The organism is Halomicronema sp. CCY15110 (assembly GCF_016888165.1).
Classification (GTDB): Bacteria; Cyanobacteriota; Cyanobacteriia; order Phormidesmidales; family Phormidesmidaceae; genus Halomicronema.
In genome coordinates this window covers 1-13695 of the sequence record NZ_JACSWC010000246.1, presented here as the reverse complement: position 1 = coordinate 13695, position 13695 = coordinate 1, and the positions used below count along the sequence as shown (strand labels likewise).

The window sequence follows — 13695 nt, the reverse complement described above, 5'->3', positions numbered from 1 at the left end:
TCAACCTACCAGTATCGAAAGTTGAGCGGAGTCGAAACTCGGTTCATGGGGATCTTTTTTGCGCGCAAGTCCCTTAGGAAATCTGGCGTTGCTCAATTTGGGGCCACATGGCTGGGTTGGGAAACTCGATGCCGACATTGTGCGCTCACGATCCTCATTGGGAGCATTAACCTTCCAAGTCGTGTCACCTTTCAGCACCGATCATCACAATTGACTCGGCGACACCCATCTCAAAATAGGCCATACAATTTCCGGCTCATATAAATGCGTGACATTGCCCAACGGCGCTAGAGAAGCCCCGTTAAGAACGGTAAACTGGGGGTCGGAAACGTGAGGTCAGACACCGATGGGCGACGCCGTAGCACAGCAAATTCAGCAGTTGCGGGAGCAGGTGCAAAAGGCGAGCTATGCCTACTACGTGCTCGACCAGCCTGTGATGGAAGACGCGGTCTATGACCGCCTCTATCGCCAACTGCAAGATCTGGAAACTCAGCATCCTGACTTAGTTACGCCCGACAGTTCGACCCAGCGCGTGGGGGAGCGTCCGGCCAGTCAGTTCCACTCCGTGCGCCATAACATCCCTCTCTACAGTCTGGAAAACGCCTTTGGCATTGAGGAATATCGCGCCTGGCAAGAAAAATGGCAGCGCCAAGCCCCCGAAGTCGGAGAAGCGGCAGCGGTGGCCGAACTGAAGATTGATGGATCTGCGATCGCCCTCACCTACGAAAACGGCATTTTGGTGCAGGGATTGACGCGGGGGGATGGGGTCACGGGGGAAGCGATTACCCAAAATCTGAAAACGATTCGGTCGATCCCCCTGCGGTTGCGGCTCGACTCGCCGCCGTCACGAGTGGAAGTGCGGGGCGAAGCGTTTTTGCCCCTGCACGAGTTTGAGCGGATCAATCAGCAGCGCGAAGCGAATGACGAAGCCCTCTTTGCCAACCCGCGTAATGCGGCGGCGGGCACTCTGCGACAGCTCGATTCGCGCATTGTGGCCGATCGCCGCCTCGACTTTTTTGCCTACACGCTAATCATTCCTGACACCGCTGAGGCGGGGAGCCTGTCACTCCCTCGCACCCAGGCCGAGTCCCTCGAAACCCTGCAAGCTTTGGGTTTCAAAGTGAATCCCAATCGGGCGCTATGCCAAACCGCTGACGCGGTCGCCGTCTTTTACGATCGCTGGTCAACGGCCCGCCATGAGTTGCCCTACCTGACCGACGGGGTGGTGGTGAAGCTCAATGAGTTCTCGCTGCAACAGCAGTTAGGGTTTACGCAAAAGTTTCCCCGCTGGGCGATCGCCCTCAAATACCCCGCTGAAGAAGTGCCCACCCTGGTCAAAGCGGTGTCGGTGCAGGTGGGCCGCACCGGAGCCGTCACCCCCGTGGCGGAACTCGACGCCGTGCAGTTGGCGGGCACCACGGTTTCCCGCGCGACGTTGCACAATAGCGATCGCATCCAAGAACTCGACCTGCACATTGGCGATACGGTCGTTGTGCGCAAAGCGGGGGAAATCATCCCCGAAGTGGTGCGGGTGCTGCCGGAACTGCGCCCAGCGGCTGCTCAGCCCTTCCAGATGCCGACCCACTGCCCCGAATGTGGCGAGACCCTGGTAAAACCGGAAGACGAGGCGGTGACGCGCTGCATCAACGTCTCCTGTCCCGCGATCGTGCGGGGGGCGCTGATTCACTGGGCGCGGCGCGATGCGTTGGATATCAATGGGATCGGTAGCAAATGGGTGGAGCAATGGGTTGATCAGGGCCTCGTCCAGTCCGTCGCCGATCTCTACGACCTCACCGTTGACCAGCTCATGCAGCTCGATCGCATGGGCGAAAAGCTGGCGACCAAAATTGTGGAGGCGATCGCCGCCTCTAAACAACAGCCCTGGTCGCGGGTGCTTTACGGTCTCGGCATTCGCCATGTGGGCACGGTCAATGCCAAGGTTTTGACTCAGGAATTTGCCTCGGTGGATGCCCTCAAAGCCGCCAAAATTGAGGATATCGAAGCGGTCTACGGCATTGGCCCCGAGATTGCTCAGTCGGTGTATGAATGGTTGCGCAACCCCGCCAACTGGCACCTGATCGACCAGCTCAGAGCCGCTGGAGTGCAGCTAGAAAGTTCGGAAACTGCCCCTCAGACACCTTCCGAAGACTTGCCGCTGACGGGTAAAACCCTGGTGTTGACCGGCACCCTGCCTTCCCTCGGTCGCCACGAGGCCAAAGCCCTGATTGAACAGGCGGGCGGCAAAGTGACCGGCAGCGTCAGTTCAAAAACCTCTTATCTGGTGGCCGGTGAAGATGCGGGCTCTAAACTTGCGAAGGCGGAAAAACTCGGTGTGCCTCAACTATCAGAGGCCGAGTTGCTAGAGCTCATTGGCAAAGCGGAGTAGCACCATCGAGCCGAGTTGAAGTCAACGGGTTGGGACGGTTCGCAATTGGGATGATGCCGATCGCAAAAGATGCCCAGCCCGCGCTACGTCAGGAAAATCACAAGCTATTCTGAATAGCGTCACAGATTGGCAAAGGACAGCATGGCGAACCGGGTGTTTACATCGTTACAACAGGGGCTTGTTCTCAGTGTGATGCTGGGGGCGATCGCCGCTTGCCAATCGACGCCGAACGCGGCTGAAGACACAGCCACCGACGCGGCCCCCAACCCGACCACAGAACAGTCGGAGACCGCAACCACCGACGCGGCGAAGGCTGAGGATGCGGATGCGGCGACCTCGACTCCGACCAACAGCGCAGATCAAGCCGCTCAGGCGAAAGCCCCCAAGCCCCAGCCCGTGCCGGAATTGCCCGCCGAATGTGCCAGCCCGGACACCCAAACCCAGATGAATATTTGTGCCGGTGCGGAATATGAGCGGGCTGATGTGCAACTCAACAACGCCTACCAGGCCAATCTATCGACGGTGAGTGGTGCCCAAGCCGACCAGCTAGTGGCCGCCGAGCAGGCGTGGATTGCTTACCGCGATCAGTATTGTGACTTTGTGCAGGGGCAGTATGCGGGGGGCTCGATACAACCCCTGATCTATGGCACCTGCATGACTCAGCTCACCCAAGAGCGCACCGCCCTGTTGACCCAGACCGCCCCTACGCAAACCGACTTGGAGACGACTGATGCAGCGCTGAATGTGGTTTATCAAGACCTCCAGGATCTGCTGCCGCCCCCGGCCCAAGACCAGTTGACGGACGCGCAACTGGCTTGGCTGGATTATCGGGATGCCCACTGCGCCTTTGAGGCTGGCGACACTAACGTTTGCCTGGCCACGGTCACGGCGCTGCAAACTCAAAATTTACAAGACCAAGTCGAGAGCCGCTCCCTGTAGCGCTGTCTCGTAAAGATTAATCTGGCCGCTGCAACACGCGCCCGGTACGGCAATCGGTAGAGCCCTGGGGCGTCCAAGCGATCGCCCCATTCACCACCACGTACTCGATGCCGCTGGCGTGGCGCGTCGGATGTTCAAAACTGGCCTGATCCAAAATGGTGTCGGCATCAAAAATCGTGATATCGGCGCAGGCTCCCGGTTGCAGCACCCCGCGATCGCGCAGACGAAATTGGGTGGCGGACAGTCCTGTCATGCGATGTACTGCTTCCTCCAGCGAGAATAACCCCAGATCGCGGGCGTAGTGGCCCAAGACGCGGGGAAATGCGCCCCATAGCCGGGGATGGGGAAAGCGATCGTGGGGCAGCCCATCGGAACCGATCATGCTGTGGGGGTAGGCGAGGATGCGCTGCACATCGGCTTCATCCATTTGGAAGTAAACCGCTCCAGCCGGTTGCAAACGTGCCGCCGCTTCTGCTTGGGTACAGTTCCACTGCTGGGCGATCGCGCTCAAATCTTGTCCGGCCATTTCCGGGGCCGCTTCCGACCAGGTGATGCGGGTGCGGAGTTGGTCATCCATCAGCTCTGGCATGAGCACGGTGGAACTCGCGGCATAGGGGTACACGTCCAACCCGACCGGCTGGCGCGATCGCGCTTGGTCAATTTTTTGGAGCGTCTGGACACTGCGGCCCCAGTTGGCCCGGCCCGAACATTTGTGATGGGAAATCACCACGGGAACGCCAGCGGCCTGGGCCGTGGCAAAGGTTTCGTCCAGGGATTTTTCCACATCGTCGGCTTCGTCGCGCATGTGGGTGGTGTAGATGCCGCCGACCGGAGCCAGCAGTGCCGCCAGGGCAATCACTTCCTCTTGGGGAGCGGGTTTGTTGGTGGGATAAAACAGGCCGGTGGAAAACCCGATCGCCCCCGCCTCCAGTGCCTCTTGCAGCAGCGATCGCATCACCTCAATCTCCTGTGGACTGGCGGGGTGACGCACGTCCGCCATGGCCGCCACGCGCAGGGTGGAATGGCCCACCATCGGTGCGGTGTTGATGGCCGGGGGATGGGCCTTGAGTTCAGCGATGTATGCCGCAAAGGTGGCGAACCGATACCAGGGGCGATCTCCCAACAAATCCAGTGGGGGGGGTGGGCGATCCGTAACTGTCAGCGGTGCGAGACTGATGCCACAGTTGCCCGTGACGACGGTCGTGACGCCTTGGCTGAGCTTGGGCGTCATCGCTGGGTGCGACAGCAGCAGGCGATCGTCGTGGGTGTGTACGTCGATAAAGCCCGGAGCCACGATGCGCCCAGTGGCATCGATTTCATGCCCTGCGGTGAGATGGGAGAGGTCGCCAATGGCGGTGATGCGATCGCCCGTGACGGCCACATCGGCCCGGACTCGGGCCGCCCCGGTACCATCAATCACGGTGCCGTGACGAATGATCAAATCAGTGGCAAGGCTGGACATGGAGTGACCTCACAGCGGTTTAGGGATGGGTGTAGCTAATGTGCAAACTCGTTTGACCACTCATTTCGACGATGTGGCCGCCGCTCACAATACAGATCGGCTCGAAGCAGGTTTTGCCGATAATCTGACCCCGCTGACGCACGAGGCTATGGAGATAGATGCCGACGCCGGAGCGATCGCGATCGGTGAAGGTGCGATCGCTCGTCACCACCCTGTGCGCTATCCCCTGCTCGTCCACGTCCACCGCATCGACTTTCCCGTAGACGATGGGCACCCCGGCAACAAGGGTGAACTGGCCGACCACCGGCTCCGGCTCCACCAGGCACCGAAAGCCGATATCGGCCACCAGGGGCGCGAGGGATGTCGCGGGGGCGATCGCGTTGTGCAACACTCCCAATTTGGCCCCTGTGGCGGCATCTTCGCGGTAAGCCCGGCCCAGATCGGGGCGCTGTTGCACCCGGGGCGAGTTTTGCAGATGTAGGTTGCCGTTGCGATCGATCGTGATAAACCCCACATCCGCTTGGGGATTGGCGGCTAACACGGACGCGGTGGCCTGCTGCGCCGACTGGCCCGACTGGAGGGCGTGCAGAACTTCGACGTTCAGAGGGAGCCCGTTGACGCTGGGGCCTTGGGGGACGCGATGGGCCGTGACGAGTCCCGCCGAGGCATCAGCCGTGAGAAATTGTGACAGCGGCGTCGGGCGATCGGGGCCAGAGGAAATCAGCGCCGCCGCGATCGCCCCTTGCACCGCCTCGGGCGGTGCGACCCCCGTGGTCTCGCCTGCTGTGAATAAGGTGCGGGTGCCACCCCGTTGCGTTTCAAAGCGCTGCAACGTCCCGGCTGGAGTCATCACAGCTAGCGTGACGAAGCCGCGAATCGCGCCCTCACCAACCGCTTCAGCAGCTTGTAAGGCTTGAAAGATAGCTAGACCGGCATGGGGGCCATAGGCGGCGATCGCGATGGTCATAAGCGGGCGGGGAGAAAGGACGGCAACCTCGTCAGCGGGGAGTGATGGGGCCATCGGGCCACTCGGTCACTCGCCCCCGCATTAACATTGGTTGATATTTGACGCTGAGTCTCAAGACGGCAAGACATCCCCAGCGAAGCATGTCTGCCCTGGTTCCTAACCAAACCTTAAACTTATCTGCACAAATTCTCCCTAGATGAGCTTCCCCCTTATGGTCTTTCAATAAGTTCCTAGCTATTGGCAAACTCGGCCCCCTGCTTGAGCAGATAGAGAAAATTGAGGAGACCCCCCAAAGCATGAGTTTCAACTTTCACCCCAAACGCGCCGGTAAATTGCTGGCTGGATTATCGCTGATCGGGTTGGCGATCGCGGGTTGCGGCGGCGACCAAACGGCCACAACAGACCCGGGCGAAGACACCGCTACGGACGCAGCGGGCACCCCCACCGAAGGTGGTTCTGTCGTTTGGGCACGGTACGGCGATGCCGACTCCCTCGACCCGCAGCGCACCACCACCACCTTGTCTTGGCAGGTGTTTGACCAGATTTACGATACGCTGCTGGCCTTTGATGAAAATGGCGAAGTGGTCGCCAACTTGGCGAAAGAATGGACCGTGAGCGATGACGGTTTAGAGGCGACCTTTGTGCTGAATGAGGGCATCGTCTGTCACGATGGCACGCCCTTTGACGCGAATGATGTGAAGTACACCGCTGAGCGCGCGATCGACGCCGAAAATCCGAGCGTTACCAGCGGCGCTTGGGGGCCGATCACCGCTGTGGAAGCCGTTGACGATTTGACGGTGAAATTCACTTTTGAACAGCCTTTTGGGGCGTTCATTGCCTTCATGGCCGATCCGTTCTCCAGCCAGATTTGCGACAGTGCGGAGGAATTGGGCGACGACTTTGGCGTCAGCGCGACGGTGGGCACTGGCCCCTGGAAGCTGGTGAGCTGGACCAAGGGTGACGAGATCGTCCTGGAAAAGAATGCGGACTATCAGAACTTTGGTCGGCCCATTGAAAATGCCGGTGCGCCCTATCTGGATGAGCTGGTCATCAAGCAAATCCCTGAACCGCAAACTCGCCTAGCGGGTCTGCAAACGGGAGAAATTGACATCATCGCCGAACCGCCCTTGGAAGAACTGGAAGCGATTCGTGCGGACGATTCGCTGGAACTGTACGTCGCGGAACAAACCGGACAGAACGTCTTCTTTGAGTTCACGATTTCCCGACCGCCGTTTGATGACATTCGGGCGCGGCAGGCGGTGGCCTATGCGATCGACCCCGATGCCGCGATCGATATCGTCTTCGGCGATGTGGTGAAGCGCGAGAAGTGTACGGTCGCGCGCGGGGTGCTGGGCAATGACCAGGAGTTCTGCGCAGAGCATGGCTATGAATACGATCCGGCCAGAGCCCAGGAACTGCTGGATGAACTCGGGTATGGCCCGGAGAATCCCCTCACGGTCACGATGATGACCTGGGTCGGCGGCAACCGCGAAAAGATGGTGCAGGTATTCCAAAACCAACTGGCCCAAGTCGGCATCGAAACCGAAATCGAAACCATGGATATCGGCACGATGAACGCCCGCGTCAAGCAGGAAAATGAGACCGATAGCGGTCAGAGCACCTTCGACATGATGGGCTGGGCCTGGTATGACCCCGACATTTTGCACCAGCTCTGGCATTCGCCGGGGGCTTATAGCGGCTACCAAACTCCCGAGTTGGACGCTCTGCTAGACACGACTCGTACCACGGTTGACCCCGAAGCGCGGCTGGCGGCGGTGCAAGATGCTCAGCAGTACCTGCTAGAAAATGCGGTGCATGTGCCCCTCTACACGCCGGGTTGGTTGTGGATCTATACCACTACCTCAGCCGTCGATGGGTTCGTGATTGGGCCATTCAACCGGCCGTTGTTTAACGACATCAAATTGGTGCAATAACGCATCATGATTTGTGCCGCGATCGCGCCGCCGTATTGGGCGATCGCGGCATGGCCCGTTGGGGCGAAGCAGTTTGTTGGTAAATCTTGGGTCATTCCCAACGGTGATTCCCAACCTGTTTCGCCCTGGCGATCGATCGTGAGATTTTCCCGTTTCACTAATCGTTCAGAATGAACGTTTAATTTTCCGCAAATTACGTTGAATAACCGCAGCAGAGACGGCATTAACCGTTAACAAACGTAAAGCCAGCCTCCATGACTCGATATATTCTCAAGCGCATTCTGAGCGGCATTTTCACCATTTGGGTGACGACTATCGCGGTGACGCTGCTGATTCATCTGGTGCCGGGCGACCCGGTGCAAATTATGTTTGCCCAGTCGCAATCGACCACGCCGGAGCAGATTGAGCAAATTCGCTCGCAACTCGGCCTCGATCGCCCCATTTACGAGCAGTACTTCATGTACATGGGACGCATTTTGCAGGGCGACTTTGGCACCACCATTCGCGGCAACCAGCCCGTGTTGGAACTGCTGCTGGTGCGTCTGCCCAATACCCTGGCGCTGGCGCTGAGTGCCCTGCTGATCACCATGCTGGTGGGGGTGCCCATTGGCTTTTTTGCCGCTTATAAACGCGGCACCTGGCTCGACACATCGCTGATGACGGGGGCGATTATCGGCATTTCGATTCCCAGCTTTTGGTTGGGGTTGATGCTGATGTATGTCTTTTCCATTCGCCTGGGCTGGTTGCCGGTGTCGGGGACGGATTTCAAAAACCTGATCTTGCCAGCCGTCACCTTGGGTCTGGCGAATGCGGCAGCGGTCTCACGGCTAACGCGATCGTCCATGCTGGATGTGCTGTCCCAAGACTACATGCGCACGGCGCGGGCCAAGGGGTTGGCAGAAACGCTGGTGCTCTCGCGTCACGCCCTGCGCAACGGCTTGATCAATGTGGTCAACATGCTGGGCCTGCAATTCACCTACATGATGGGGGGCGCGATCGTGGTGGAAAACGTCTTCGCTTGGAACGGCATTGGTCGCCTCGCGATCCAATCGATCTTTCAACGCGACTACCCGACGATTCAGGGGTTCATCCTGATTTTTGCCACGGTCGTGGTCGTCGTCTCCATTGTTCTAGACATTCTCTACGTCTGGATTGACCCCCGCATTAAATACAGCTAATGACTCAGCCGGTTGCCACGCTTTCAAATACCAGCATCGCCGCCGCCAAGGTCAAAGATTTTGGTCAGTTTCTCAAGCGGCTGCTCAAAAGTCCCAGCGCCAAGATGGGAGGGTCGATTTGCCTGGTGCTGGTGGTAACGGCCATCTTTGCCCCCGTCATTGCCCCCCACGATCCAACGGAGTTGGGGGTCGGTGCGGCGCTCACGCCCCCGAATTCAGAGTTTTGGTTTGGCACCGACGAATTTGGCCGCGATCTGTTTAGCCGCATGGTGTACGGTTCTCGACTAACGCTGTATGTAGGGCTGATTGCGGTGGGCATCTCCATGACGGTGGGGGTGTTGACGGGGCTGGTGGCGGGCTATGTGGGCGGTTGGGTCGAAACTGCCCTGATGCGGGCGGTTGATGTGCTCTTCTCGTTTACCGAGACGCTGATTGCGTTGGCAGCGGTGGCGGTGCTCGGCCCTAGTTTGACCAACGCCATGATTGCGGTGGGCATTAGCTCGATTCCGTTCTATGCCCGCATCACCTACGGGGCAGTGCTCGTAGAGAAAAATAAGGAGTATTTCAAGGCGGCCCAGGCGGTCGGTGCGCAACATGTGCGGCTGCTGTTCCGCCACATTTTGCCCAACATTCTGTCGCCCATTATTGTGGTGGCGACCGTGGGGGTGTCGGTAGCGGTGCTGTCGGCTTCGGCCCTTTCCTTCCTGGGATTAGGCGCTCAACCCCCTTCGCCAGAATGGGGCGCGATGCTCGCTGCGGGTCGCGATTATTTCAAACGAGCGCCCTGGATTACGACGTTTCCCGGTTTGGCGATCGCCATTACCGTCCTTGGCTTCAACCTCCTCGGCGACGCCCTGCGGGAAGCACTCGATCCCCAACAACGCACGTGAATGAAGTGTTGAGTGTTGAGTTTTCAGGGTTGAGTTAGGAGACCAATTCAAAATTCAAACCTCTTAACTTTGGATATTCTCCCCAACCTGCTACTCCACCCACTCCCCTACCTCATCCACTCACCTACTTCATCCACCCTCACCCCCTCACCCCCACTCCCCCACCCATGCCTCTACTCGACGTCAAGCACCTGCAAACCCGCTTTTACACTGGCGAAGGCGTCGTCCATGCGGTGAATGACGTTTCCTTTCACGTCAACGATCAGGAAACGGTGGGTATTGTGGGCGAATCTGGCTCCGGCAAGAGCATGACCATGCTGTCGGTGATGCGACTGATTCCGCAACCGCCCGGCAAAATTACCCAGGGCGAGGTGATGTTTGAAGGGCAAGACTTGCTGCAGCTGAGTCTGCCGGCGATTCGGCGGCTGCGGGGCAATCGTATTTCCATGATCTTTCAAGACCCGATGACCTCGCTGAATCCGGTGCTGACGGTGGAAAAGCAGCTTACCGAGTCCATTCGGGTGCACATGAAACTCGACAAGGTGGCGGCCCGCGATCGCGCCATCGAACTGCTGGAACACGTTGGCATTCCAGCGGCTCGCGATCGCATTCGCAACTACCCCCACCAGTTTTCGGGCGGGATGCGCCAGCGAGTGATGATTGCCATGGGCTTAGCCTGCGACCCCAAACTCCTGATTGCCGATGAACCGACGACCGCGCTAGACGTCACCATTCAGGCCCAAATCGTGGAACTGGTGAAACGGCTGAAGGAAGAGCTGAACATGGCCGTCATCTGGATTACCCATGACCTGTCACTGCTCGCCAGCCTCGCCGATCGCATCCTCGTCATGTATGCGGGGCAAATCGTGGAGTCTGCCCCCCTCGATCAGCTCTACGCCAATCCGCGCCACCCCTACACCCTCGGCCTCTTGCAAAGCATTCCGCGCCTCGACGAAGCCCAAAAAGCCGAACTCAAACCCGTCGATGGGATGCCCCCCGATCTGATGGACTATCCCCAGGGTTGCCCCTTTGCGGCTCGGTGCCCCTACGTCATAGATCGCTGCCACACCGAAGACCCCACCCTCGAACCCGTCAGCGATCGCCCCAACCACGCCGTCGCCTGCTGGGTCAAACCCAACGGTGCCGCCGTTCTGGAAACCGCCCGCGCGATCGCCCACTAGCAAAGGCTCAGGGGTGAGGTCCTAGGTCTTACGTATGAGATCACAGCACCCATCACCCTGCCACCCCATCACCCTGCCACCCCATCACTCTGCCACTCCGCCACCCATCCACTCCTCCTCCCCCATGACCACCACCGCCACCACTCCCCAGACCCAAACCCTAGTCCGCATTGAGGATTTGCAAGTTCACTTTCCCGTCATGCAGGGGCTTATCTTTCAGCGGCAAGTCGGCAGCATCAAAGCGGTGGATGGCATCACCTTCGACGTGCGCCAGGGCGAAACGTTAGGACTGGTGGGCGAGTCAGGCTGCGGCAAAAGCACCACGGGCAAAGCCATCTTGCAGCTAGAGCGACCGACGGGTGGCAAAGTCTATTTCGAGGAAACGGAACTCACCGCCGCTAAAGGGGAGAGTCTGCGGCAGCAGCGGCGCGAGATGCAGATGATCTTTCAAGATCCCTATGCGTCGCTGAATCCGCGCATGACCGTGGGCAGCATCGTCGGCGAACCGTTAGAGGTTCACGGGCTAGCCACGGGAAAAGAGAAGCGCGATCGCGTTGCCGAACTCCTGCACATTGTGGGCCTCAACCCCAAGTTCATCACCCGCTATCCCCACGAGTTTTCCGGCGGTCAGCGGCAGCGCATCGTCATCGCCCGCGCCCTGGCGGTGAATCCCAAATTCATTGTGGCGGATGAACCCATTGCGGCGCTGGATGTCTCCATTCAGGCGCAGGTAGTGAACCTGATGCAAAAGCTACAGGATGAGCTGGGCTTGACCTACCTGTTCATTGCCCATGATTTGAGCGTGGTGCGGCATATCAGCGATCGCGTCGCCGTCATGTATCTGGGCAAAGTGGTCGAACTGGCCGATCGCGTGGCCCTCTACGAAAATCCGCTGCATCCCTATACCCAAGCGCTACTGTCCGCCGTCCCCATCCCCGACCCCACCATTGAGGCCAAACGGGAACGCATCATCCTGGAAGGGGATGTGCCCAGCCCCACCAATCCGCCCCAGGGCTGCCGCTTCCACACCCGCTGCCCCGTTGCGATCGAGGCATGCCGCTACGCCCCCGAACCGGAGTTCAAAGACGCGGGCGATGGGCATTTCGTCGCCTGCCATTTAGTTCATTAATGATTAAGCCAAAACCGTTAAAAAACAGGTGGGACAGTAGCCGCAACTCAATGATGAAGCAACCGCGACTCGATCCGTTCAGTACGAATCCAACGGGCTTCTCACACCCCGTCCACCCTGATTCAACACATGGGTATAAATCATTGTGGTTTTGACATCTTTATGGCCGAGTAACTCTTGTACCGTGCGAATATCGTAGCCATCTTCTAGTAAATGAGTCGCAAAACTATGACGCAACGTATGGCAACCGCCATGTTTATGAATGCCTGCGGTTTGCACTGCTTTTTTGACGGCTCTTTGTACTGATTGCTCATAAACATGATGCCGTCGGATCTGCTGACTGCGAGGATCAACAGAGCGCTTCCATGAGGGAAACACAAACTGCCATTTCCATTCCTTGTCAGCATTCGGATATTTGCGAGCAAGAGCATAAGGGAGCTCCACCGCCCCATACCCCATACCTAAATCTTGTTGATGCAGCTGTTGGGTCTTTTGAAGCTGTAGCTTCAGCGGCTCAATCGTTGCGGTGGGTAACATCGTAACGCGGTCTTTATGACCTTTAGCATCCCGAATCGTAATTTGCCGATACTCAAAATCCAGATCTTTGACTCGAAGCCGCAATCCTTCCATCAAACGCATGCCACTGCCATACAACAAGCTCACGATCAAGTGATTCATGCCATCTAAACGGCTGAGCACTTGTTTGACTTCTGTTCTCGTAAAAACCACTGGCAGGCGTTTGGGGCGGTTGGCCCGTTCAATATTGTCAATATACGGCAGCTCTAGCTCTAGAACCTGCTTGTAGAGAAACAAAAGCGCACTTAAGGCAACGTTTTGCGTAGAGGCTGCGACTTGCCGCTCTACTGCAAGATGGGATAAGTAAGCCCGAATTTCATCGACTCCCATTTCGCTAGGATGGCGCTTTTGGTGGAACAAGATGAAATCTCGAATGTAGTAGACGTAAGACTTCTCTGTTTTTAAGCTGAAATGTCGCAGCCGTATGGACTGACGCACCTGGTCAAGCAAGCGAGGTTTCTGAGGCAGTGTCATGGGAGGTAGATGCTGGATAATGCCGCTATTTGGGGTGTTATCTGTCAAAATTGCTGGATAACACTCTCTATTCCCAGAATTAACTATCAGATTTGCTATCTAACACCCCGAAAGCATGGAGTTAGATAGTAAAGTTGTCGTATAATGCCCCAGAAATTAGGTGTTATCCAGCAGATCTGCGATATACCTGTGGGGTCGCGGGGGATTAGCCAGCAGATCTGACGTTGAATATATAGTTAGCCTGCTTTGCTCCCACACACCTGAGCCATACAAAGAAAATTAAATCAACCCTATATTCGTCAAGAAACTTAACGAACCCTTTCAGTTGTCACCAAGCTTATATGGATTAAACTTGAAATATTTTCGTTCCCCTGTATCAAGAAGCTGAAGTGATTAAGATATAAATCATTATAGAGATGACTAAATGAGTAGAATCAGAATTCACTTTGAAGGAGATATTGCATCAAATCATTCAATTTCAATGCGAACTTTGGGAAAAAGTTTGGTAATTGCTCAACCAGGTTGACTCAAGCGATGAGCTAGCAGAGGATGTTAGGCTTTGGTCATGACTGAACTCCC

Annotated in this window: 11 protein-coding genes; 8 read left to right on the top strand and 3 right to left on the bottom strand. The window is 57.5% G+C overall.

Features of this window, described 5'->3' with window-relative positions; genetic code table 11:
• The first annotated feature begins 346 nt into the window (after positions 1–346).
• Positions 347–2386 carry an NAD-dependent DNA ligase LigA gene (ligA, locus tag JUK32_RS09695; RefSeq protein WP_204138659.1) on the top strand — a complete coding sequence of 680 codons (2040 nt, stop codon included), beginning with the start codon at positions 347–349 and terminating at the stop codon, positions 2384–2386.
• 153 nt (positions 2387–2539) lie between these two features.
• Positions 2540–3325 carry a lysozyme inhibitor LprI family protein gene (locus JUK32_RS27475; protein WP_204138658.1) on the top strand — a complete coding sequence of 262 codons (786 nt, stop codon included), beginning with the start codon at positions 2540–2542 and terminating at the stop codon, positions 3323–3325.
• 16 nt (positions 3326–3341) lie between these two features.
• Here the strand turns inward: JUK32_RS27475 and JUK32_RS09685 are convergent, their stop codons facing one another.
• A complete protein-coding gene (locus JUK32_RS09685; protein WP_204138657.1) occupies positions 3342–4787 on the bottom strand; it encodes an amidohydrolase family protein in 1446 nt (481 codons plus the stop codon).
• Between the two features lie 19 nt (positions 4788–4806).
• Complete coding sequence (locus tag JUK32_RS09680; protein ID WP_204138656.1) at positions 4807–5808, bottom strand: DUF6963 family protein; 1002 nt, start codon at positions 5806–5808, stop codon at positions 4807–4809.
• Between the two features lie 242 nt (positions 5809–6050).
• Here JUK32_RS09680 and JUK32_RS09675 point away from each other — a divergent pair, with 242 nt between their 5' ends.
• The 6 genes from JUK32_RS09675 (at position 6051) to JUK32_RS09650 (ending at position 12066) form a co-directional block, all read left to right on the top strand.
• Complete coding sequence (locus JUK32_RS09675; protein ID WP_204138655.1) at positions 6051–7688, top strand: ABC transporter substrate-binding protein; 1638 nt, start codon at positions 6051–6053, stop codon at positions 7686–7688.
• Positions 7689–7694: 6 nt separating this feature from the next.
• Entirely contained in the window at positions 7695–7862 is a 168-nt protein-coding gene (locus JUK32_RS09670) for a hypothetical protein (RefSeq protein WP_204138654.1), read from the top strand.
• An 80-nt stretch (positions 7863–7942) separates the two neighbouring features.
• Positions 7943–8866, top strand: coding sequence for an ABC transporter permease (locus JUK32_RS09665; RefSeq protein ID WP_204138653.1), 924 nt, complete (start codon positions 7943–7945; stop codon positions 8864–8866).
• Complete coding sequence (gene nikC, locus JUK32_RS09660) at positions 8866–9756, top strand: nickel transporter permease (RefSeq protein ID WP_204138652.1); 891 nt, start codon at positions 8866–8868, stop codon at positions 9754–9756. Before JUK32_RS09665 ends, nikC begins: the two co-directional genes overlap by 1 nt.
• A 167-nt stretch (positions 9757–9923) precedes the next feature.
• On the top strand, positions 9924–10937 hold the full coding sequence (locus JUK32_RS09655; RefSeq protein ID WP_204138651.1) for an ABC transporter ATP-binding protein: 1014 nt from the start codon (positions 9924–9926) through the stop codon (positions 10935–10937).
• Between the two features lie 124 nt (positions 10938–11061).
• Entirely contained in the window at positions 11062–12066 is a 1005-nt protein-coding gene (locus JUK32_RS09650) for an ABC transporter ATP-binding protein (RefSeq protein ID WP_204138650.1), read from the top strand.
• Between the two features lie 78 nt (positions 12067–12144).
• Here the strand turns inward: JUK32_RS09650 and JUK32_RS09645 are convergent, their stop codons facing one another.
• Positions 12145–13116, bottom strand: coding sequence for an integron integrase (locus JUK32_RS09645; protein WP_204138660.1), 972 nt, complete (start codon positions 13114–13116; stop codon positions 12145–12147).
• Between the last annotated feature and the right edge of the window lie 579 nt (positions 13117–13695).

Excerpts from the sequence above, each read along its gene's own strand:
- ligA (WP_204138659.1), top strand. The coding sequence starts at position 347 with ATGGGCGACGCCGTAGCACAGCAAATTCAGCAGTTGCGGGAGCAGGTG.
- JUK32_RS09685 (WP_204138657.1), bottom strand. The coding sequence starts at position 4,787 with ATGTCCAGCCTTGCCACTGATTTGATCATTCGTCACGGCACCGTGATT.
- JUK32_RS09680 (WP_204138656.1), bottom strand. The coding sequence starts at position 5,808 with ATGGCCCCATCACTCCCCGCTGACGAGGTTGCCGTCCTTTCTCCCCGC.
- JUK32_RS09675 (WP_204138655.1), top strand. The coding sequence starts at position 6,051 with ATGAGTTTCAACTTTCACCCCAAACGCGCCGGTAAATTGCTGGCTGGA.
- JUK32_RS09670 (WP_204138654.1), top strand. The coding sequence starts at position 7,695 with ATGATTTGTGCCGCGATCGCGCCGCCGTATTGGGCGATCGCGGCATGG.
- JUK32_RS09665 (WP_204138653.1), top strand. The coding sequence starts at position 7,943 with ATGACTCGATATATTCTCAAGCGCATTCTGAGCGGCATTTTCACCATT.
- nikC (WP_204138652.1), top strand. The coding sequence starts at position 8,866 with ATGACTCAGCCGGTTGCCACGCTTTCAAATACCAGCATCGCCGCCGCC.
- JUK32_RS09655 (WP_204138651.1), top strand. The coding sequence starts at position 9,924 with ATGCCTCTACTCGACGTCAAGCACCTGCAAACCCGCTTTTACACTGGC.
- JUK32_RS09650 (WP_204138650.1), top strand. The coding sequence starts at position 11,062 with ATGACCACCACCGCCACCACTCCCCAGACCCAAACCCTAGTCCGCATT.
- JUK32_RS09645 (WP_204138660.1), bottom strand. The coding sequence starts at position 13,116 with ATGACACTGCCTCAGAAACCTCGCTTGCTTGACCAGGTGCGTCAGTCC.